General features: G+C 70.5%; 19 protein-coding genes and 1 riboswitch. Of the genes, 13 read left to right on the top strand and 6 right to left on the bottom strand.

The annotated features are described in order from the left end of the window. Positions 1-272: 272 nt before the first annotated feature. From folP to ACWD3H_RS00680, 5 genes are all read left to right on the top strand, one after another. Positions 273-1124, top strand: coding sequence for a dihydropteroate synthase (gene folP / locus ACWD3H_RS00700; protein WP_451953528.1), 852 nt, complete (start codon positions 273-275; stop codon positions 1122-1124). Continuing rightward, complete coding sequence (locus ACWD3H_RS00695; protein ID WP_030905684.1) at positions 1121-1561, top strand: nuclear transport factor 2 family protein; 441 nt, start codon at positions 1121-1123, stop codon at positions 1559-1561. Before folP ends, ACWD3H_RS00695 begins: the two co-directional genes overlap by 4 nt. A 185-nt stretch (positions 1562-1746) precedes the next feature. Then, on the top strand, positions 1747-2109 hold the full coding sequence (gene folB, locus ACWD3H_RS00690) for a dihydroneopterin aldolase (protein ID WP_350925727.1): 363 nt from the start codon (positions 1747-1749) through the stop codon (positions 2107-2109). Further along, a complete protein-coding gene (gene folK / locus ACWD3H_RS00685) occupies positions 2106-2603 on the top strand; it encodes a 2-amino-4-hydroxy-6-hydroxymethyldihydropteridine diphosphokinase (RefSeq protein ID WP_451953527.1) in 498 nt (165 codons plus the stop codon). The genes folB and folK overlap by 4 nt, the downstream gene beginning before the upstream one ends. Further along, positions 2600-3052 carry a DUF3180 domain-containing protein gene (locus tag ACWD3H_RS00680; protein ID WP_355563604.1) on the top strand — a complete coding sequence of 151 codons (453 nt, stop codon included), beginning with the start codon at positions 2600-2602 and terminating at the stop codon, positions 3050-3052. Before folK ends, ACWD3H_RS00680 begins: the two co-directional genes overlap by 4 nt. 9 nt (positions 3053-3061) lie before the next feature. On the opposite strand, the gene ACWD3H_RS00675 is transcribed toward ACWD3H_RS00680, so the two are convergent. From ACWD3H_RS00675 to ACWD3H_RS00665, 3 genes are read right to left on the bottom strand one after another with little or no spacing between them, the layout of a single operon-like run. Beyond that, entirely contained in the window at positions 3062-4249 is a 1188-nt protein-coding gene (locus tag ACWD3H_RS00675) for an acyltransferase family protein (RefSeq protein ID WP_451953526.1), read from the bottom strand. Then, positions 4246-5427 (bottom strand): NADH-quinone oxidoreductase subunit D, encoded by a 1182-nt coding sequence (locus tag ACWD3H_RS00670; RefSeq protein WP_355563598.1) that lies wholly within the window; start codon positions 5425-5427, stop codon positions 4246-4248. The genes ACWD3H_RS00675 and ACWD3H_RS00670 overlap by 4 nt, the downstream gene beginning before the upstream one ends. A gap of 17 nt (positions 5428-5444) precedes the next feature. Further along, positions 5445-6785 (bottom strand): aminotransferase class V-fold PLP-dependent enzyme, encoded by a 1341-nt coding sequence (locus tag ACWD3H_RS00665; RefSeq protein ID WP_451953525.1) that lies wholly within the window; start codon positions 6783-6785, stop codon positions 5445-5447. A 52-nt stretch (positions 6786-6837) separates the two neighbouring features. Further along, a riboswitch (SAM riboswitch) is annotated at positions 6838-6953 on the bottom strand. 207 nt (positions 6954-7160) lie between these two features. Between ACWD3H_RS00665 and ACWD3H_RS00660 the strand changes: the two genes are divergently transcribed. Both ACWD3H_RS00660 and ACWD3H_RS00655 read left to right on the top strand, forming a co-directional pair. Further along, a complete protein-coding gene (locus ACWD3H_RS00660) occupies positions 7161-7904 on the top strand; it encodes a TerC family protein (protein WP_451953524.1) in 744 nt (247 codons plus the stop codon). A gap of 149 nt (positions 7905-8053) precedes the next feature. Then, positions 8054-9253: a cytochrome P450 gene (locus ACWD3H_RS00655; protein ID WP_350925607.1), complete on the top strand. Its 1200-nt coding sequence runs from the start codon at positions 8054-8056 to the stop codon at positions 9251-9253. A 21-nt stretch (positions 9254-9274) separates the two neighbouring features. Here the strand turns inward: ACWD3H_RS00655 and ACWD3H_RS00650 are convergent, their stop codons facing one another. The 3 genes from ACWD3H_RS00650 to ACWD3H_RS00640 form a co-directional block, all read right to left on the bottom strand. Beyond that, on the bottom strand, positions 9275-10381 hold the full coding sequence (locus ACWD3H_RS00650; protein ID WP_355567708.1) for a DUF418 domain-containing protein: 1107 nt from the start codon (positions 10379-10381) through the stop codon (positions 9275-9277). 128 nt (positions 10382-10509) lie between these two features. Beyond that, positions 10510-11268: a GNAT family N-acetyltransferase gene (locus tag ACWD3H_RS00645; RefSeq protein ID WP_451953523.1), complete on the bottom strand. Its 759-nt coding sequence runs from the start codon at positions 11266-11268 to the stop codon at positions 10510-10512. 267 nt (positions 11269-11535) lie between these two features. Next, positions 11536-12501, bottom strand: coding sequence for an SAM-dependent methyltransferase (locus tag ACWD3H_RS00640; protein ID WP_355567714.1), 966 nt, complete (start codon positions 12499-12501; stop codon positions 11536-11538). Between the two features lie 421 nt (positions 12502-12922). On the opposite strand from ACWD3H_RS00640, the gene ACWD3H_RS00635 reads away from it, so the two are divergent. The 6 genes from ACWD3H_RS00635 to ACWD3H_RS00610 all read left to right on the top strand — a co-directional run bounded on the left by ACWD3H_RS00635 (position 12923) and on the right by ACWD3H_RS00610 (position 21408). Beyond that, positions 12923-13813, top strand: coding sequence for a Rossmann-like and DUF2520 domain-containing protein (locus ACWD3H_RS00635; RefSeq protein ID WP_355567717.1), 891 nt, complete (start codon positions 12923-12925; stop codon positions 13811-13813). A gap of 413 nt (positions 13814-14226) precedes the next feature. Further along, complete coding sequence (panC, locus tag ACWD3H_RS00630) at positions 14227-15054, top strand: pantoate--beta-alanine ligase (protein WP_355567729.1); 828 nt, start codon at positions 14227-14229, stop codon at positions 15052-15054. Positions 15055-15314: 260 nt separating this feature from the next. Then, positions 15315-17867 carry an L-aspartate oxidase gene (locus ACWD3H_RS00625; RefSeq protein ID WP_451953522.1) on the top strand — a complete coding sequence of 851 codons (2553 nt, stop codon included), beginning with the start codon at positions 15315-15317 and terminating at the stop codon, positions 17865-17867. Further along, the gene (locus ACWD3H_RS00620) at positions 17867-18649 is read left to right on the top strand and encodes a type III pantothenate kinase (RefSeq protein WP_355567723.1); all 783 of its coding nucleotides are present in this window, start codon (positions 17867-17869) and stop codon (positions 18647-18649) included. The genes ACWD3H_RS00625 and ACWD3H_RS00620 overlap by 1 nt, the downstream gene beginning before the upstream one ends. Positions 18650-18794: 145 nt before the next feature. Further along, complete coding sequence (gene lysX, locus ACWD3H_RS00615; RefSeq protein ID WP_451953521.1) at positions 18795-20297, top strand: bifunctional lysylphosphatidylglycerol synthetase/lysine--tRNA ligase LysX; 1503 nt, start codon at positions 18795-18797, stop codon at positions 20295-20297. A 910-nt stretch (positions 20298-21207) separates the two neighbouring features. Next, positions 21208-21408 (top strand): helix-turn-helix domain-containing protein, encoded by a 201-nt coding sequence (locus ACWD3H_RS00610; protein WP_030905642.1) that lies wholly within the window; start codon positions 21208-21210, stop codon positions 21406-21408. Positions 21409-21481 lie beyond the last annotated feature (73 nt).

Genomic DNA, 21481 nt, shown 5'->3' with positions numbered 1-21481 from the left:
TCGGCGGCACGGACGGGGTTCCGCGTTGCCGCCCAGAGAAATCCCCCAAGCCAACCTTGATCCGGCTAATATCGCCATACCCGGCAGGGCCGGGTGCTCTGTGATCTTCGGATCGCGGCGGACACGCCCCAGGGTCCCTCCGGAGGAGGACGCATGCAGGCCGGACACCCCGACCGAAGGCCGTCCGCTCCGTGACGGGTGTACGAATTCGTGGTGGCACAAGCCGGACCCGCGAGACGGACGGACGGTACGCAACGCCTAGGCTTGTCCGCATGACTACGTGGAGTGTGCCCGGGCTGCCGGACATGGGCCGGTGTCTCGTGATGGGCGTGGTCAACGTGACTCCCGACTCCTTCTCCGACGGCGGCCGATGGTTCGACCCCGCGGAGGCCGTGCGTCACGGCCTGGAGTTGGTCGAGCAGGGGGCCGACATCGTCGATGTGGGGGGCGAGTCCACCAGGCCGGGCGCCGCGAGGGTGCCGCTGGAGGAGGAGGTGGCCAGGGTCGAGCCGGTCATCAGGGAGCTGAGCCGCGCGGGGGTCGCCGTCAGCGTCGACACCATGCGGGCCGAGGTGGCCCAGGTGGCGGTGGAGGCCGGGGCGAAGCTGGTCAACGACGTCAGCGGAGGACTGGCCGACCCGGCGATGCCCAGGGTCGTGGCCGCCTCCGGCGTGCCGTACGTGGTGATGCACTGGCGGGGGCACAGCCACGCCATGCAGGACAGGGCCGTGTACGGCGACGTGGTGACCGAGGTCTGCCAGGAGCTCACCAAGCGGGTCGAGTCCGTGCTGGCCGAGGGGGTGGCGGAGGAACAGATCGTGCTCGACCCGGGGTTGGGTTTCTCCAAGAACCCCGACCACAACTGGGCTCTGATCGCGGGCCTCGACCGGCTCGCCGAGCTGGGCTATCCGCTGCTTGTCGGGGCCTCGCGGAAACGGTTCCTGGGTCGCCTGCTGGCCGCCCCGGACGGCACGCCACGTCCTTTCAGCCGCAGTGACGACGCCACGCTCGCCGTGACCGCCCTCGTCGCCCAGGCGGGGGCCTGGTGCGTGCGCGTGCACGATGTCCGCCCGAACGCGGACGCCGTCCGTGTGGCTGCCGCAGTTCAGAGAGCGAGACCATGAGCGTCGACACCACCGCCGTCGAGACGGTCAACCAGGCCTTCTACACCGCCATCGAGGACGCCGACCTCGACAAGATGACCGAGATCTGGGCCGAGGACATCGATGGCGAGCAGGTGAGCTGCGTGCACCCCGGGTGGCCGATCGTGAACGGCCGGCAGGAGGTGCTGCGCTCATGGGCGCTCATCATGGCCAACACGCCCTACATCCAGTTCGTGCTGACCGACGTCCGGGTCATGGTCCTGGGCGACGTCGCCATCCTCACCTGTGAGGAGAACATCCTCACCGCGGGAGACGAGGGTGATTCCAGCTTCGCCGCGGGCAAGGTGGTGGCGAGCAACACCTTCGTGCGTACGTCCGCGGGGTGGCGGCTCTGGCTGCACCACGGCTCGCCCGTGCTGCAGGGTGACGACGACGAAGAGGAAGAGGAGGTGGCGTGAGCGAGCGCACCGGCGAATGGCCCGGCGGGAACACCTCCCGGGCGGCCGGGGTACGGGCCGGTGACGGATTCCACGACCAGGAGCCCCTGCGGATCAACGACGGCGTCGCCGACCTGATCGGCGATTCACTCCAGGACCCACCGGGGGATCCGGCAGGTGCGGCGTACGGCCTGCCGTCGGGCCGGGTGGCGGACCGGATCAGCCTGAAGGGGCTGCGGGTGCGCGGGCGGCACGGCGTGCTGGCGGCGGAGCGGGAGCTCGGCCAGGAGTTCGTCGTCGACGTCACGCTCTTCCTCGACACGGCGCCCGCGGCGGCCGGCGACGACCTCGGCAGGACGGTTCACTACGGCGAGCTCGCCGAGGATCTGGCGAGGGTCGTGGCGGGCGAGCCGGTCGACCTGATCGAGACCCTGGCTCAGCGCCTGGCCGATGTCTGCCTGGCCCGCGAGCTCGTCCGGTCGGCGGAGGTGAGCGTGCACAAGCCCGCCGCGCCGATCCCGCTGCCGTTCGACGACGTGATCGTGACGATCACCCGGAGCCGGGCATGAGGGTGGTCCTGGCGCTCGGCAGCAACCTGGGCGACCGCTTCGACACCCTGCGGGGTGGGCTGGACGCCCTCCTCGCCGAGCCGGGGCTCACGCTCGTCGCGGTGTCGCCGGTCTACGAGACCGACCCGGTCGGCGGCCCGGAGCAGGGCGCCTACCTCAACGCGGTGGTGATCGCCGAGAGCGCGCTGGAACCTCTGGCCCTCCTCGATCGTGCTCAAGGTGTGGAGAACGCCTTCGGCCGGGTCCGGGTGGAGCGCTGGGGAGCGCGCACCCTGGACGTCGATCTGATCACCGTGGGAGACGTCGTCATGGACGACCCAGACCTGACCCTGCCGCATCCCAGGGCGCACGAGCGGGCGTTCGTGCTGGTCCCGTGGGTGCGGGCCGATCCGGACGCCGTCCTGTCCGGGCGCCGGGTGGCCGATCTGCTGGCCGGTCTCGACCAGGACTACGTGCGGCCCCGCCCCGAGCTGGCCCTCCAGGGGCCCGGGTGAGGCCCAGCCGTCCCGGCGTCCTCGTCGGGCTCTTCATCGTGGTCACCATCCTCACCTGGGCGCTGCTCAAGCCGCTCTACGTGTCCCTGCCGACCGTGCCGTGGACGGCGATCCCGACGGTGCTCGTGCTGGCGATCGGCGAGGCCTACAGCGGGTGGATGACGAAGGCCAGGATCGAGCGCAGGCCCGACACCAAGCCCGTCGATCCCCTGGCGGTGGCCCGGCTGGCGGCCCTGGCCAAGGCCTCCGCGTACGCCGGGGCGGTCTTCGCCGGACTCTTCGCCGGATTCACCCTCTACACCGCCGAACTGCTCGACCAGAGGGTGCCCCGTCAGGACTTCTTCATCACCGGCGGGTCGATGCTGGTGTGCGTGCTGCTGGTCTGCGCGGCCCTGTACCTGGAGTACTGCTGCAAGGTGCCCAAGGACTCCGCGGACGACGACCACTGAGCGGACGCGTCAGCGCCCCCTGGCCCACTTCCGGCCGAAGAGCATGATGACCGGGAGGGTGCACACCAGTGCTCCGGCGACGGCCAGGGGGCGTTCCAGCCACCAGAGCAGGTCGGGCCGGGCCCGGCTGCCCGGCCCGCTGCCCGCCAGCCACCAGGTCAGCGCCACCCAGATGGCCATGCCGGTCGTGTGGAAGAGGAAGAGCGGGAGCGCGAACCGGTTTACCGTCTCGTTCACGCGCTGCCACCTGGGGCGGTCGAGCAGGCGCTCCATGGCCGGCCTCAGCACCTCCACCAGGCCGATCTGGAAGATCAACAACGCCACGATGACGAAGGTGGGCGGTGCCATGTTGGACAGCTTGTCGCCGGGCACGCCGACCATCGAGCCCGGGTAGATGTCCGAGTAGACCAGGCCGAAGAGCGCGAACAGCCCGGTCCACAGGATGGCGACGTCGAAGCGGCGGGGAAGCGCCACCACCCTCGCGTAGAAGAACCCGGCCTGGTGGGCCAGCCCCCAGACAATGATCATGTTGAGCCAGCCCACGGCCTCGTACCCGTAGCGCAGTCGCAGCACGTCGACGACGAGCGCGGCCCCGGCCAGCCAGATCAGGATCAGCACGTCGAAGCGCCGGTGCAGCCAGAGCGCGACCGGGAGCAGGGCGATCAGCATGAGGTAGACGCCGATGAACCAGAGCGGGCTGATGACGAGCAGGACCACCCGGTCCATCCACTTGATCCCGAACGCCCACGTCACGACCGCGCCCAGCACGATCCAGGTTCCGGCCAGCGCCAGCGTCGGGATCGCGAGGCCGCGGATGCGCCGCCACACGAAGGTGCCGATGCCCATCCCGTGCTCGCGGGCGCGGTTCCAGGACAGTAGGTGGACGTACCCGCCCACGTAGAAGAAGAGCGGCAACACCTGCAGCAGCCAGGTAAAGATCCACAGCCCCGAGGTGAAGCCCAGCGGGCTCGTCGGCGAGGGGCCGTTCGGCCCCCACTGGAGGATCGTGAAGGCCCAGTGCCAGAGCACCACGACGAGCAGGCTGAACGCGCGCAACCAGTCGACGTACCGGTCCCGCGGTGGCCTGTCGCCGGTCGGAGAGCCGCCGGGACCGGTGGGGGACGCGGGTGTCATCGGGGGAGTCGCCTTCTCCTGGTCCCTGCCGGGTTCGATCATGTGCTGCTGACCGTGCCTCACTTGTCGATGTCGCCGACGACGAAGAACATCGAGCCCAGGATGGCGACCATGTCGGAGACCAGGTTGCCGGGGAGCATCTCGCGCAGCACCTGGACGTTGTTGAAGGAGGCGGATCGGAGCTTCATCCGCCACGGTGTCTTCTCCCCGCGCGAGACCAGATAGTAGCCGTTGAGGCCGAGCGGGTTCTCCGTCCAGGCGTAGGTGTGGCCCTCGGGGACCTTCAGCACCTTGGGCAGGCGCTGGTTGATCGGCCCCTGGGGCAGTTCGCGGAGCCGCCGCACGCAGGCGTCCGCCAGGTCCAGGGAGACCTTCACCTGCTCCAGCAGCACCTCGAACCTGGCGTGGCAGTCTCCGGCGGAGCGGGTGACCACCTTCACCGGCAGCTCGCCGTAGGCGAGGTAGGGCTCGTCCCTGCGCAGGTCGAGGTCGACGCCGGAGGCGCGGGCGATCGGGCCGCTCACGCCGTACTGCATGACCGTCTCGCGGTCCAGCACGCCCACCCCGCGGGTACGGGCGAGGAAGATCTCGTTTCCGGCGATCAGGTTCTCGATGTCCGGCAGCCGTCGCCGCACGTCGGCCACGGCCGTCGCGACCCGGCCCAGCCATCCCTCGGGCAGCTCCTCCTTCAGGCCGCCGACCCGGTTGAACATGTAGTGCATCCGCCCGCCGGCGATCTCCTCCATCACGGCCTGGAGGGTCTCGCGCTCCCGGAACGCGTAGAACACCGGGGTGATCGCGCCGAGTTCCAGCGGGTAGGAGCCGAGGAACATCAGGTGGCTGAGCACCCGGTTGAGCTCGGCCATCAGCGTGCGTGTCCAGACCGCCCTGACCGGCACCTCCATGCCGAGCATCCGCTCCACCGCGAGGACGACGCCCAGCTCGTTGGCGAACGCCGACAGCCAGTCGTGCCGGTTGGCCAGCATGATGATCTGCCGGTAGTCACGCACCTCGAACAGCTTCTCCGCGCCTCGGTGCATGTAGCCCACGATCGGCTCGGCCGAGCTGATCCGCTCCCCGTCCAGGGTGAGTCGCAGCCGCAGCACGCCATGCGTGGACGGATGCTGCGGCCCGATGTTGAGGATCATGTCCTCGGTCGCGAGCTCCTTGCCGCGCGCTTCCCGCACGGCGGCGGCACCCGCTCCCATCCCCACGCTCAGCTCACGGCGAGGCTCGTTCATATGCCTATGCTGTCACGTCAGCCGCGCGAGGCAAGATCCCGCAGTGCGGTGATCAGCCGGTCGACGTGCTCGGAGGTGGTGCCGATGCCGATGGAGGCGCGCACCGCGGAGGCGGTGGGGTCGTCGCAGCCGCCGTCCTTGGCGTCCAGCAGGTGCCGTACGAAGGGGTGGGCGCAGAACTTGCCGTCCCGGACGCCGATGCCGTAGTCGCCGGCCAGGGCCTCGGCGACCTCGCGGGCGGTGCGGCCGTCCACCACGAAGGAGACGATGCCGACGCGCGGATGGTCGGGCCCCCACAGGGACAGCTCCTGCACGCCGGGGACGGAGGCGAGGCCCGCGCGCAGCCGGTCGAGGAGGCGCTCCTCCTCGCGGACCAGCGGGGTCCAGCCGGTGGCGGTCAGGGCGTCGCAGGCCGCGGCCAGCGCGATGGCGCCCAGAACGTTCGGGGTTCCGGCCTCGTGGCGGGCCTCGGGGTCGTCGTGCCACTCGGTCTCGTCGTCGTTCACCGCCTTCACCGCCCCGCCGCCCCGCAGGTACGGCTCGGCGTCGGCCAGCCAGTCGGAACGGCCGATCAGCGCGCCGGTGCCGAACGGGGCGTAGAGCTTGTGGCCGGAGAAGACCACGTAGTCCAGGTCGAGCGCGGTCAGGTTGAGGCGGCGGTGCGGGACGAGCTGCGCGGCGTCGACGAGGACGCGGGCGCCGTGGCGGTGGGCGATGTGGGCCAGCGCGGCGATCGGCCAGAGCTCCCCGGTGACGTTGGAGGCGGCGGTCACGACCAGCAGCTTGGGACCTTCGACCGAGGCCAGGGCCTCGTCTGCGGCGCGGACCGCCTCGCCGGGGAAGGCCGGGGCCGGCAGCCGCAGGGCGCGCTCCCAGGGCAGCAGCGAGGCGTGGTGCTCGGTCTCGAAGACCACGGCGGTGGTGCCCTCGGGCAGGCTGCGGGCCAGCAGGTTGGTCGCGTCCGTGGTGTTCCTGGTGAAGATCACCGAGTCGTCGGGACGGGCACCGACGAAGGCGCGTACCGTCTGCCTGGCCTGCTCGTAGCGGGCCGTGGTCAGCTGGGACGCGTACCCGGCGCCTCGGTGGACGCTGGAGTACGCCGGGAGCGCGGCGGCGACGGCGGCGCTCACCGGCTCCAGACAGGGGGCGCTCGCGGCGTAGTCGAGGTTGGCGTAGCGGACGAGCCTGCCGCCCCTGACCGGAACCTCCAGGTCGGAGCCGAGCACGGCGGGGATCGGCCGGTCGCCGGACGTACGGGTCGCGGGGACGGTCACCGGGGTGGTCCCGAGGGCGGTCGTGGGGGTGGCCGCGTCGGCTGCGTCGGCGGCTGTGGCGGTGAGGATCGTCAGTGCGGACACGCCAGGGCTCCTTCGAGGTCATCGGACCCCAACCCATGGCATAGGTGCCTGGAGCCCGCGCTTGCCCGGCACACCTCGTGCCGGACCAGGTCCTCACCCGGGGCACCCCGCCGCGGACGCGAGGGTTGCCGGCCAGCGAGCCGGGGCTTGTCACTGGCACTCATGACCTACGGGGGAACTATAACCGACGTCTGGCGGGAATTCGCAAGTGCTGTCTCTCATGTTCGGGAACTCATGAGGAGTCCCGTTCGTCTGGGCAGTGAGCCGGGTGGCGCCTGGCGGCGGGTGATGTTTGTCCTGGTAGTGGCTGAATAACGCCGAACGACGGATCTCGTCGTGCCGGCAGTGATCAAGTAGGACGAGCTGGAGGCTCAGATGTTGGACTGGGTGACCAACCCGGAGATCTGGATAGGGTTCATCACCCTCGTCGCCCTGGAGATCGTGCTAGGCATCGACAACATCATCTTCATCTCGATCCTGGCCGGAAAGCTCCCGCCCGAGCAGCGCGACAAGGCGCGCAGGCTGGGCCTCCTCGCGGCCCTCGTCAGCCGGTTGGCGCTGCTGCTGGCGCTGGCGTGGGTGGTGAAACTCACATCGCCGCTCTTCGAGGTCCTCGGTCAGCCGATCTCGGGACGGGATCTCATCCTGCTCGCCGGTGGTCTCTTCCTGCTGGGCAAGAGCGTCATCGAGATGCACGACAGCATCGAGGGCAAGACCGGGCACGGCAGCGCCAAGGCCGCGGCCTCCTTCGGCTCGGTGATCGCCCAGATCATGCTGCTGGACATCATCTTCTCCCTCGACTCGGTCATCACCGCGGTCGGCATGGTCGACCAGCTCGGTGTCATGGTCGCGGCCGTGATCGTCTCGGTCCTGGTGATGCTCTTCGCCTCGGGCCCGATCAGCCGCTTCGTGGACAAGCACCCGAGCATCAAGATGCTCGCCCTGTCGTTCCTGGTGCTGATCGGCGTCGTGCTGATCGCCGAGGGCCTCGGGCAGCACATCTCCAAGGGCTACATCTACTTCGCGATGGCCTTCTCGCTCATCGTGGAGCTGCTGAACATCCGGCTGCGCACCAAGACGGCCCAGCCCGAGAAGTCGGGCAGCCCGACCGAGGTGTAGCGGCCTGTGGCGGGCTGTCGAGCGTCGGCAGACGGCTCAGCCTCAGGCGATGGCGCTCTCACCCGTCGTGGGGCCACCGGGCATCCGTCTGCCCAGCTCCAGGGGGCGGAACAGGCAATTTACGCATGGGGCGACATTACGATGTCCGTGTGCGCTTTGATCCCTGGAATCCGGAATTCGTCGCCCATCCGTACGACGTCTACGACGAGCTGAGGCGGCAGCGGCCGGTCAGCTTCTTTGAACCGACCGGCCAGTGGCTGGTCGCCCGGCACGCCGACGTCAACGCGCTGCTGCGCGACCGCCGGCTCGGCCGCTCCTACCTGCACGTGGCGACCCACGCCGAGTTCGGCAGGCCCGACGACCCCGAGTTCCAGGACCCGTTCTGGCGGGTGGTCAGGGCCGGGATGCTCGACGTCGAGCCGCCGGTGCACACCCGGCTCCGGCGCCTGGTCTCCAAGGCGTTCACCCCGCGCATGGTCGAGGCGCTCCGCCCCAAGGTCGCCGAGATCGCCGGGGGACTGGTGGACCGTTTCGTCGAGCGCGGCGGTGGAGACCTGATCTCCGAGGTCGCCGAGCCGCTCCCGGTGACCGTGATCGCGGAGATGCTCGGCGTGCCCGAGGCCGACCGGCACCTGCTGCGCCCCTGGTCCGCCGACATCTGCGGGATGTACGAGCTGAACCCCTCCGTCGAGGCCCAGCACACCGCGGTACGCGCGGCCGAGGAGTTCTCCGCCTACCTCGTCGAGCTGGCCCGCGCCCGCCGGGCGAACCCCGGCGACGACCTGATCAGCGCGCTCGCCCTGGTGGCCGAGGAGGGCGACAAGCTCACCGAGGAGGAGCTGGTCGGCACCTGCGTGCTGCTGCTCAACGCCGGGCACGAGGCCACGGTCAACGTCACGGGCAATGGATGGTGGTCGCTCTTCCGCAACCCGGGCGAGCTGGAGCGGCTCCGTGCCGACCACGGCCTGCTGCCCACCGCGATCGAGGAGATGATGCGCTGGGACACCCCGCTGCAGATGTTCGAGCGCTGGGTCCTGGAGGACATCACCGTCGGCGGGGTGGACATCCCGCGCGGCACCGAGGTGGCGCTGCTGTTCGGCTCGGCCAACCGGGACCCCGAGGTCTTCGCCGACCCCGACCGCTTCGACGTCGGCCGGGTGGACAACCCGCACATCTCCTTCGGCGCGGGCATCCACTTCTGCCTGGGCGCCCCCCTGGCCAGGATCGAACTGATCGAGTCCTTCGGCGCCCTGCTCCGCAAGGCGCCGAAGCTGGAACTCGCCACCGAGCCCGGCTGGGGCCCTGGGTACGTCATCCGTGGCCTCACCGCCCTCGACGTGCGGGTCTGAACCGGCTCGCGCGCGGTGCCGTCAGGGGGAGCGGCGCAAGGGCGGGCGCTGGGCCCAGGTGGCCCAGCGCCAGAGCCATTCGAGGGGGCCGTAGCGGTATCGGCGTAGCCAGAGGGTGGAGAGGAGCCACTGGGCGGAGAGGATGGCGCCGGCGATCAGGAACACGGTCGCCGGGGACCAGCTCTCCGGCGAGCCGCCAAGGACGCGACCGGTCGCCAGCACCAGGATCGTGGCGGTCAGGTAGTTGGTCAGCGCCATCCGGCCCAGTGGTGCGAAGACGGCCCGCAGCGCCGGTCGGAGCGGAGTCCTGAGCAGGACCAGCAGCACGCACACGTACACTCCCGCGAGCAGCAATCCGGCCACGGCCATCGAGAGGCCGAAACCCGGGTCGTTCGTGTCGCCGGCCAGGCCGACCTGCCACCACAGGGCGGGCACCGCCCCCGCCGCGAAGACCAGGCCCAGCACGGCCGGTACCCGGGTGGACTGCTCCATCCGGTCGATCACCCCGTACCCGACCAGGGCCGAGCCCAGCAGGAACAGCCCGGGGACCAGCACGATCCCGTTCTGGCCGGCGATCAACGGTGCCGCGAGGAGCACGGGGGCGAGGCCGGCCACGGCCCACCGGGGCAGCCAGGTCGAGGGCAGCAGCACCAGCAGGCCGATGACGGCGTAGACGGTGAGGATGTCGCCCCGCCACAGCAGGAACATGTGTGCCAGGCCCATCCCGAGCAGCACCAGGAGCCGGCGGAGCAGGAGTGTCCGAGGGGCGGCGGCGCGGTCCACGGCGGAGTTCAGCAGCAGTGAGAAGCCGATGCCGAACAGCAGGGAGAAGATCGGGAAGAAGCGCTGATCGAGGAGCAGCCCCGGCCACGCGCCCTCCGGGCCTGCCGGCGAATCCACGACGACGTGGCCGACGTCGACGTTGGCTATCGGCTTGACGTTGACCAGCAGGATCCCGCACAGCGCGAACCCGCGCAGTACGTCGAGCGCGGCGATACGCGGGCGGCCGGGGGAGGACGTCGCGGGGGTTTTTCGGCCGTCGGCCCGACGCGGGCGCGCCGGCCCGCCGCCGTGATGCCCGGCCAGTTCCTCGGCCTTCAGCACCGGAGGGGAGTCTTCGTTTGGCATGGGGGCATCCTGCGGACCCGGTTCGGTACCGGGCATCGGTCAAAAGCAGGGTTCGCACCGTCTCGGCCGTACTTTTGGCCGGTCCCGCAGCTCGGCTCCCAGGCGGGGTTCCGTTGCCCGGGGCCCGGTCACATCCACCAGGTCGCGTCGGTGATGGTGTCGAAGCCGAGGGAGTCGTAGAGCGGCTTGCCGGCCTTGGCCGCGCTCAGGGTGGCGGGGAGGTCCCCCAGGTGTGCCAGGACCGCGTGCATGAGCGCCCGTCCGACTCCGTGGGAGCGGTGTTCGGGCAGGGTGGTCACCCAGTAGGTCCCGCCGACCGTACCGTCGACGACGGTCATGCAGGCCCCGGCAGGCACCCCGTCCCGCGCGGCGAGGAACAGATCGACTCCAGGGTGGCCCAGCAGGTCCTTGGAGAAGGCGTCACCCGGGCGGTAGGGCTGGAAGTTGGTCAGCGGGAATCCGTGGACCACGATGCCTTCCGCGGTCCGCAGCTGCTCCACCGTCTCCACGTGGGTGACCTCCACGGCCGGTGGCGCGGGGAGCGGACCGGGGTGGCGGATCATGACGGGAAGCTGTCCCGAGGGCAGGCCCAGAGCGCTCATGTCGACCGAGCCGAACGGATCCTCGACGACGACCCCGTCGGAAAGCCGGCGCCGGGCCAGGTCCGTCAGTTCGGCGAGATCGTCCGGACCGGGGTCCGGGGAGAGCAGCAGGATCCGCAGCCCGCCGCGCTCGCGTCCGTCCGAGCAGAGGAAGCCGGGGCGGCGGATCAGCTCGCTTCCCCGGGTCTGGGCGAGAGCCGTCCAGAAGGCGGCGGAGTTCTGGACGGCCAGCTGGAGAGAGGCCATACGTTCGGCGGGAACGGCGTGTGTCGGGGAAGTGCTCATGGCATAGACCCTACGAGGCGAAAGGATCTTTGCTTGGTCTCCCCCCCCGGCGGGTGGATCGGGCCACTTCCGAAGGAAACCGGGAAGGGCGCGACCTTCCACCGGCCCGGCGGTCGTCGAAGGTCGTCCTTTGGCCCCTTCGGAGCCGGACGGAGCCGCCGGGCCCCGGCGGCGATCGGTTCGAGGTGTTCACCGGGACCGACCGGTCTTTTCAGGGGCGGGTCGGGGGCGATCGTTCGAGGTGTTCGCCGCGGGTGGGCGGTCTTTTCAGGGGCGGGTCTGGGAGAGCCAGCCGAAGCCGCCGAGGCCGCCGGGGGCGATCAGCTCCGCCTCCTCGGAGGCCCGCGCGAGGGCGTGCAGGTAGCCGCGCGGGTCGATCCTGGCCTGCTCGACCGGCGGGCGGTTCCCGGTGACGCCGAGGGCGCGCAGCGCCTCCCGCTGCGTGGTCAGCGCCGTCGTGACGGCCCCGGCGCTCTCGCCGGCGGCCGCGCAGGCGTCGAGCGCCACGTGGGCGGTGATGTCGCACGAGCCGTCGGGCACCGGCGCGACCATCGCCCCGTCGCGGTATCCGGCCAGCGTGCCGTACGGCGGCCGGTCGGCCAGGGAGTGGGCGTAGTCGATCGCGATCGCCCGGCCGCGTGCCAACCGTACGATCACCGACGCCCAGGCCCGGTCGCGTGGCCTGCCGATCTCGGCCCGCTCACCGGTGGCGCGCATCGGCCACCAGCGGGCCAGCCACGCGAGATCCGCCTCGGCCGGTCTGCCACCGAGCCGCTCCTCACCGTCGGTGACGTTGACCAGGACCAGCCGGGGTCCGTCGGCGGTCTGCTCCACGATGTCGACGGGAACGTTGTCCAGCCACTCGTTGGCGATCACCAGGCCGCAGATCCCGTCCGGCGCGGCCCTTACCCAGACGATCTCCTCGGGCAGCGCCGGCGGCCTGGCCGCCAGGTCCACCGCGGTCACCCGGAGCCTCGACCGCAGCGCGGGCGGTGCGGCGGCGAGCACCCCGGCCGCCAGCAAGCCCTCACCGGCGCCGATGTCGACCAGGTCGAGCACCTCGGGGCCGCCGAGCACCTCGTCAACCGAGGTCAACTCGTGCAGCACGGCCTCGGCGAAGACGGGGGAGGCGCCGACCGAGGTCCGGAAGTGACTGGAGGGTCGTTCGCGGAGGTAGAAACCGCTCTCGCCGTAGAGCGCGTGCTCCATCGCGGCGCGCCAGGTGAGCCACACACTCTCAGACGCTACCCGCCGAGGCGGAGGAACGAGATCAACTCGCGCTGACGCTTCGGCTGAGTACATGACTGCATTCTGTCACCGGCTCGCATGATCTTTGTTGATGCCAGGTCGGCGCGTCGCCACCTGGATCGCCGTGTGGGCCGGGTTTTCCGGCTCTGCGCGGACCCCGTACGGTCTGTGTCGCCCGGTTCGGGGATCTCGGCGGGGTTGACGCGCTGTCACCTGGATCGCCGGGTGAGCCGGACTCTCCGGCCCTCTGGCGGGTCTCATACGCTCTCAGGGGTCCGGTTCCGGGCTCCCGGGGTGGAACAGGGCCGTCGCGCCGGAACCCGCGTCTTGACGCGGTTGCGGCGGCGCGGCCCGTTACGCTGGTCAATCAGGCACGAAGCCCCACATGGTCGAAGGACGTGACGTCATGGACGCAGTCGATCGCCCGGCACGGCTGGCCGTCGGAGTGGTTGGAGCGGGCAGGGTCGGTTCGGCGCTCGGCGCGGCGCTCGTCAGGGCGGGACACCGGATCGTCGCGACGAGCGGTGTCTCCGACGCCTCCAGGGAGCGTGCGGTCGAGCGCCTCGGGCTCGTCCCCGTACGGCCCGAGGACGTGGTGGCCGGAGCGGACCTCGTCTTGCTGACGGTCCCCGACGACGTGCTGCCCGAGCTGGTCTCCGGCCTGGTGGAGACCGGTGCGAACCTGCGGGGCAAGCTGGTGGCGCACACCAGCGGCGCGTACGGCCTGGCCGTGCTCAATCCGGCGATCAAGGCCGGAGCGCTGCCGCTGGCGCTGCATCCCGTGATGACCTTCACGGGCCGTGACGACGACCTGCGCCGCCTCACCGGCATCTCCTACGGGGTGACCGCGCCCGAAGGGCTCCGCCCGGTGGCCGAGGCCCTCGTCATCGAGATGGAGGGCGAGCCGGTCTGGATCGCCGACAAGGACAGGCCGCTCTACCACGCGGCCCTCGCGGGAGCGGCCAACCACATGGTGACGCTCATCGCGGAGTCCTCCGAGCTGCTGGAGAAGATCGGCGTGGAGCAGCCGGGACGGATGCTCGGCCCGCTGCTCGGCGCGGCGCTGGAGAACGTGCTGAGGCTCGGCATCTCGGGGCTGACCGGCCCGGTGGTGCGCGGTGACGCGGGTACCGTCCGCAGGCACGTGGACGCGCTGATCCTCGCGGCCCCGGAGGCCGCGGACGCCTACGTGGCGCTCGCCAGGCTCACGGCCGACCGGGCGCTGGCGGCCGGGTTGCTCAAGCCCGAGGCCGCCGAACGCCTTCTGGACGCGCTGGGGGGCAACGTATGGACCTGAGACCTCCCTCGGCCACCGGCCTGACGGAGGAAACCGATCCGATGACTCGCCGCTCCCCGAGGGGAGCGGCGGCCAGGCCCTGACCGTTTCGAACACCGGAACCGTGACAGGGAAACGATTCACCTGCCGGGTGAACCCGGCGGTCTCCTCGCCGAACATGGCGGAGGGGACCGGCCTGACGAGGGTGCCGGTCCGGCGAGGGGCCGGTCGACGCCGTGGGTCTCCCCGGCCGCCGGCCTGAGGAGGGGATCGGTCTGCCGGGGGGAGCCGGTCGGTGCTGTTCTCTCCCTCCGTACGCTTGAGGTCGGGGGTCTCCACTCTCCAGGAATTTCGATGAACGTCACCCCTCTCCGGCCGGTCGGCCGGAGCACCCCCGGGAGGTTCCATTGATCGTGGCGGACGACCGCGCAGGGCTGCTCAAGGCCCGGGAGGCCCTGGGGATCGGCGTGGGTGCCTCCGGGGGTGGGAGCGCGCTGGCGCTCGTGCCGACCATGGGCGCGCTGCACGAGGGACACCGCTCGCTCATCCGGCTGGCCCGGCAGAGGGCGGCCCACGTGGCGGTGAGCATCTTCGTGAACCCGCTCCAGTTCGGCCCAAACGAGGATTTTTCCCGTTATCCCCGTACTTTTGATGCCGACCTGGAGGTCTGCGAGGCCGAGGGGGTGGACGTGGTGTTCGCCCCGTCGGTCGAGGACATGTACCTGCCGGACAGGCAGGTCGGCGTCTCCGCGGGGGAGATGGGCTCGATCGTCGAGGGAGAGTTCCGGCCGGGGCACCTCGACGGCATGCTGACCGTGGTGCTGAAGCTGTTCAACCTGGTCCAGCCGGACGTGGCGGTGTTCGGGCAGAAGGACGCCCAGCAGCTCGCGATGATCCGCCGGATGGTCGCCGATTTGAATCTGCCGGTCTCCGTCGTCGGGGCGCCCACGGTCCGCGAGCCGGACGGGCTGGCGCTGTCCAGCCGCAACCGCTACCTGTCGCCGGAGGACCGGGTGGCCGGTCTGGCCCTGTCCCGCGCTCTGAACGCGGGGGCCGGGCAGCGCACGCCGGCGGAGATCCGCCGGACCGCGCTCGCCGTTCTGGCGGCCGAGCCGTCGCTGGCCGTCGACTACCTGGTCCTGGTCGACCCCGCGACCTTCGCCGAGGTCGGCGACGACCACACGGGCGAGGCGATCCTCGCGGTGGCCGCGCGGGTGGGGTCCACCCGGCTGATCGACAACGTCACGCTCACCCTTCGCTGAGTTCCGGAGGCTCTCCCGCGACGCGGTGGCGCCCGGTTCCTCGCGCGGGGGTTCGCCGTGCGCCCGGCAGGCGGGTGCACCGCTCACCCGCGTGCGAATCTCCCGCCGGCGGGTTCCCGTTCCGGCCGCCCACGGCCCAGAGGCACTGTGGTTCCGGGAGTGAGTGAAATGTCCTACCCCGGGGAACAGCCGTGCCGGGGATGGCGTTATCGTCACGCTGACGAAATGAACGGCCTCTATGACTCCGCGAGGAGGCGGCAATGAGCATCCCGGCCATACCCCAGAGGTTGACCGCTCCCGCTCCGGGATGGACGGTCCAGGCGGACGTGGTCGTGGTGGGCTCCGGCATCGCGGGTCTCACCCTGGCACTGCGGTACGCCGAGCTGGACTCCGAGGCGAAGGTCCTGGTCGTCACCAAGGACGTCCTGTCGTCCGGGTCCACCCGCTGGGCCCAGGGCGGCATCGCCGCGGTGCTCGATCCGCGGGACACCCCCGCCGAGCATCTGTCCGACACGCTCCTCGCGGGGGTGGGCCTCTGCGACGAGGAGGCCGTCCGGGTCCTGGTGACCGAGGGGCCCGACGCGCTGCGCGGCCTGATCGCGATGGGCGCCAGGTTCGACACCGACGAGGCCGGGGAGCTCCAGCTCACCAGGGAGGGTGGCCACCGGCGCGATCGCATCGTGCACGCGGGCGGCGACGCCACCGGGGCCGAGGTGCAGAGGGCACTCGTGGCGGCGGTCCGGGAGTCGGGGATCGAGGTGATCGAGCACGCCCTCGTACTCGACCTCCTCAAGGACGCCGAGGGGCGCGCCGCCGGGGTGACCCTGCACGTCATGGGCGTGGGCGAGCGCGACGGGGTGGGCGCGGTCACGGCCAGGGCCGTGGTGCTGGCCACCGGCGGCATGGGCCAGGTCTACGCCGCCACCACCAACCCCGTCGTCTCCACCGGAGACGGGGTGGCGCTCGCGCTGCGGGCGGGGGCCGTCGTCAGGGACCTGGAGTTCGTCCAGTTCCACCCGACGGTGTTCTGGCTCGGCGAGGACGCGAGCGGCCAGCAGCCGCTGATCTCCGAGGCGGTCAGGGGCGAGGGCGCGGTACTGGTCGACGCGGACGGCACCCGGTTCATGCGGGACGTCCACGAGCTGGCCGACCTCGCCCCCCGTGACGTCGTGGCCAAGGCGATCATGCGGTGGATCCGCGCCACCGGCGCCGACCACGTGTATCTCGACGCCCGCCACTTCGGCGAGGAGAAGTGGCGCACCCGCTTCCCGACGATTCACGCGGTCTGCCTGGAGCACGGCGTCGATCCGGTCACCCAGCTCATCCCCGTCGCCCCCGCCGCCCACTACGCCAGCGGCGGCGTCCGCACCGACCTGCGCGGCCGTACCAGCGTGCCCGGTCTGTACGCCTGCGGCGAGGTCGCGTGCACCGGCGTGCACGGCGCCAACCGGCTGGCCTCCAACTCCCTGCTCGAGGGCCTGGTCTTCGCCGGGCGCATCGCCGCCGACATCCACGCCGACATCCACGCCGATGTCCGCGAAGGGCGGACGGTAGCCGGCGAACCGGTGCCCGACGACCGCCCCACCGGCCTGATCGATCCCAGGGCCCGGGGCAGGATTCAGGGGCACATGAGCCGGGGGGCGAGCGTGCTGCGCAGCCGGGAGTCGCTGGGAGAGGCCGCCAGGACCCTGCTGAACCTCAGGTGGACCCCGGTGGCGGTCGAGCCGTGTACCGAGTCGTGGGAGACCACCAACCTGCTGACGGTCGCCTCCGCGCTCGTGGCGGCCGCCCGCGCCCGCCAGGAGACCAGGGGGTCGCACTGGCGCGAGGACTTTTCCGAGAGAGACGACGCCTTGTGGCTGGGCCACCTCGATGTGACCCTGACAGCGGAGGGACCGACCATGACATACGTACCGCACGGGCGGCGAGCGACCGTGCTGCCGCCGCAGGTGGAGAACGATCTCACCGAGGCGGGTCTTGACCCGGTCGGGGTGGTCGCGGTCCTTGAGGCCGCGGCGGCCGAGGACGTGGCGGGGGGTGACGTCACCAGCATCGCCACCATCCCGGCGGACCGACGCGACACCGCCGACGTGGTCGCCCGCGCGGACGGCGTGGTCGCGGGGCTGGCCGTGGCCGAGGGCGCGTTCTCCTACCTCAGCGGAGGCCGTCTGACGGCCGAGCGCAGGGTCAAGGACGGCGAGCGCGTCGCCGGGGGCGACGTGCTGATGACCGTCACCGGTCCCACCAGGGACCTGCTGACCGCCGAGCGCACCGCGCTCAACCTGCTCACCCACCTGTCCGGTATCGCGACCCTGACCGGTAGGTGGGTCCAGGCCGTCGAGGGGACCGGCGCCCGGATCAGGGACAGCCGCAAGACGCTGCCGGGACTGCGCGCCCTGGAGAAGTACGCGGTCCGGTGCGGCGGTGGTATCAATCACCGCATGTCACTTTCGGACGCCGCGCTGATCAAGGACAATCACGTGGTGGCCTCCGGTGGGGTCGCCGAGGCGTTCCGGGCGGTTCGTGACGCCTACCCCGGCCTGCCGATCGAGGTCGAGGTCGACAGGATCGACCAGATCGAGCCGGTGCTGGCTGAGGGAGCGGAGGAGATCCTGTTGGACAATTTCACGGTCGAGGAGCTGGTACGGGCCGTACGGCTGGTGGACGGCAGGGCGCGGCTGGAGTCCAGCGGAGGGCTGACCCTCCAACTCGCTCGTGATGTGGCCGAAACAGGTGTTGACTACCTTGCCGTGGGCGCGCTCACGCACTCGGCGCCGGCGCTGGACATCGCCTTGGACCTTCGGGGGAACTGATGCTGCTTGCCATTGACGTCGGCAACACTCACACCGTTCTCGGCCTCTTCGAGGGCGAGGACGTCATCGAGCACTGGCGGATCGCCACGGACGCCCGGCGTACGGCGGACGAGATCGCCGTCGTGCTCCAGGGGTTGCTCGGGCAGTCGCCGCTGCTCAAGGGCACAGACGTCAACGGCATCGTGATCTGCTCCACCGTCCCGTCGGTGCTCAACGAGATGCGCGAGATGTGCCGCCGCTACTACGGCGACGTGACGGCGGTGATCGTCGAGCCGGGCGTCCGCACCGGGGTGCCGGTCCGGATGGACAACCCGAAGGAGGTCGGCAGCGACCGCATCGTCAACGCGCTGGCGGCCATCCAGCTGTACGGCGGGCCGTGCGTCATCGTCGACTTCGGGACCGCGACCTCCTTCGACGCCGTCTCCGCCAAGGGGGAGTACGTCGGCGCGGTGACCGCCCCCGGCATCCAGATCTCGGTGGACGCGCTCGCCGCGGCGGGAGCGCAGCTGCACAAGGTGGAGCTGGTCCGCCCCCGCTCCGTGATCGCCAAGAACACCGTCGAGGCGCTTCAGGCCGGCATCATCTACGGCTTCGCCGGTCAGGTGGACGGGATCGTCGAGCGGATGGCGGCCGAGCTCGCCACCGACCCCGACGATGTCACGGTGGTCGCCACCGGCAGCGCGGCGCCGCTGGTGGCCGGTGAGGCGCGCACGATCGACATGCACGAACCCTGGCTCACGCTGATCGGGCTGCGCCTGATCTACCACCGCAACGCCACCTGAGAGCGTTGTGACACCGCTCTGAGCGCGGTGCGCGGCCGGCGGGCGCCGCGTGTTCCCGGAGAGCACCGCGGCGCCCTGGAGCCCTCTCCGGCCTCCGGCGGTCGGCGACCTCACGAGGTTCGCCACATCGGTACCCTTTGGAACTGTGACCGATGAAGTGACCAACCCCGCCGAGGATCTGCCCGAGCAGATGCGCGTGCGCCGGGAGAAGCTCGACCGCCTCCGCTCCGAGGGCGTCGACCCCTACCCGGTGAACTTCCCGCGCACCGCGACCAACGCCGAGATCCGCCAGAAATACGCCGATCTCTCCGCTGACACCGCGACGGGCGACAAGGTGGGTGTCACCGGCCGCGTGATGCTGTCCAGGACCGGTGGCAAACTCTGCTTCGCCACCATCCGCGACGGCTCCGGCGATCTCCAGGTCATGATCTCCCTGGACAAGGTGGGCGAGGAGGCACTGGCCTCGTGGAAGCGCGACGTCGACCTCGGCGACCACGTGGGCATCGAGGGTGAGGTCATCACCTCCCGCAGGGGGGAGCTGTCCATCCTCGCCGACCGCTGGGCGATCACTTCGAAGTGCCTGCGCCCGCTGCCGGAGAAGCACGCCGGGCTCACCGACCCCGAGGCGCGGGTCCGCCAGCGCTACGTCGACCTCATCGTCAACGACGAGGCCAGGAAGCTGGCCTACACCCGTAGCGCCGTGGTGCGGTCCATCCGTGACTTCTGGCACGAGGAGGGCTACCTGGAGGTCGAGACGCCGATGCTCCAGCCGATCCACGGCGGAGCCACGGCCCGGCCTTTCAAGACCCACATCAACGCCTACGACATGGAGCTCTACCTTCGCATCGCGATCGAGCTCTACCTCAAGCGGCTCGTGGTCGGCGGCATCGAGAAGGTCTTCGAGATCAACCGCAACTTCCGTAACGAGGGCGCGGACTCCACGCACAACCCCGAGTTCACGATGCTTGAGGCCTACGGCACGTATCTCGACTACAACGACATGGCCGACCTGACCCAGCGGATGATCCAGCAGGCGGTCGTGGCGGCCCTCGGCCACTCCGTGGTCGTCCACCAGGGGCAGGAGATCGACCTCGGCCTGGCGAAGTGGCCGCGGATCACCCTCTACGGGTCGGTCTCGGAGGCACTGGGCGAGGAGATCACCACCGCGACGCCCCTGGAGTACGTACGCAAGCTCGCGGACGCCCGGGAGATCCACTGGGATGCCAAGTGGGGCCAGGGCAAGCTCGTCCAGGAGATCTTCGAGGCGCTCGTCGAGCACACGCTCATCCAGCCCACGTTCGTCATGGACTATCCGGTGGAGACCTCCCCGCTGACCCGCCAGCACCGTGACAACCCGCTCCTCACCGAGAAGTGGGACCTGATCGGGTTCGGCACCGAGCTCGGCACCGCCTACTCGGAGCTGGTCGACCCGGTCGAGCAGCGCCGCCGCCTCACCGAGCAGTCCCTGCTCGCCGCGGGCGGGGACGCCGAGGCCATGCAGCTTGACGAGGACTTCCTCACCGCACTGGAATATGCGATGCCGCCCACCGGTGGCCTGGGGCTCGGCATCGACCGCCTCATCATGGCCTTCACCGGTAAGAACATCCGCGAGACCATCCTGTTCCCGCTGGTCAAGCCGACCGGCTGAGTCTGCGGGCAGCGCCGCCGGACCGCGTGGGACCTCGTCCCGCGCGGTCCGGCGGCGCGATCGTCTCCGCCGGGATCGAAGCCCGGATGACGGCCCGGGGCGGCATCCCCGGGGCGGGCCGGTCGGGCTCGGCGCGCACCTTCGAATCCCGGTCGGCGGTACCGGGTAGCGCCCTCACCACCTCGCGAGCACCTCTTCACCGTCCCGCGCGGCTCCGCGCCGGCGCGCGTGGGCGCGAGCACGGCAGGCGGACGATTCCTGGGCGGACGGGTCGAATCCCCATGGGCCGCAAACCGCGGGGTCCGTGCTCACGCTCCCCCGTGTAATTTCGGACGGCTTTCTGCATAGCGCAGAAACTCCCTTTTAAGCGTGTCCAATATCGCCTGACGCCCGTCGTCGGCACCCGATACTTCGCTAATGCCGCAAAGGTGCTCTTGCGGGCTTCCCATTTCAGAGTTTTCCGCGAGGTGCCGTCAAGGCGCCAGACGGCGTGGCCGTCGAAGAGCGCCAGGAAGAGATCGATTTTCCCGGGGAAAAACGGGTGGCTCGCTTCCACCGAGGATGCGGCCCCGCGGGTGCGCGCCGCCGCGGCGGTTCCGGCGAAACCTTGTTCTGCCAGGACTTCTGTTGTCGCAGCCAGGGGGGCACCTGCGGGCTCGTGCGGGGGCACGGTCGTGACTTAACCCCAAAGGCACTGACATATCATGAGTACTTCACGTAGCACCTAGTATGTCAATAGTGGGCGCTCGCTATGAAGAGTAGAACTTGACGACCTTTGAACAAGGCGTTTACCGTTCCTGGCGGACGGTATTCATTTCCGGCGTCTCGCGCCCGGTTTCCAGAGTGGGGGGAGTGACTCTTGATGGCATATCCAGAAGTGGATTCTCGCCATGGCGACAGCCCCCTGGGCATGAGTGATATCGGTCTCAGCGACGACGACCTCGTGCTGCTGGCTGAACTCGCCAAGGGCGTCACCGTCGACAGGGTGGGCCGCCGCCTCGATATCAGCGGCCGGACCGTCAGGCGCAGGCTCAGAGGCATCTGCGACCGCATCGGTGTCGCCACGGCGATCGAGGCCGTGGCCTGGGCGGCCCGCCGCCGCCTGATCTAGACCCTGCCCCTCGGCTGTCCTGCCCACCGCGGTCAGACGGCGCCTCACCGCGTTGCCGTCGGTCACCGCACCT

Source organism: Streptosporangium sp. NPDC002607, from assembly GCF_053592655.1.
This window is presented reverse-complemented; position numbering and strand designations above follow the sequence as displayed.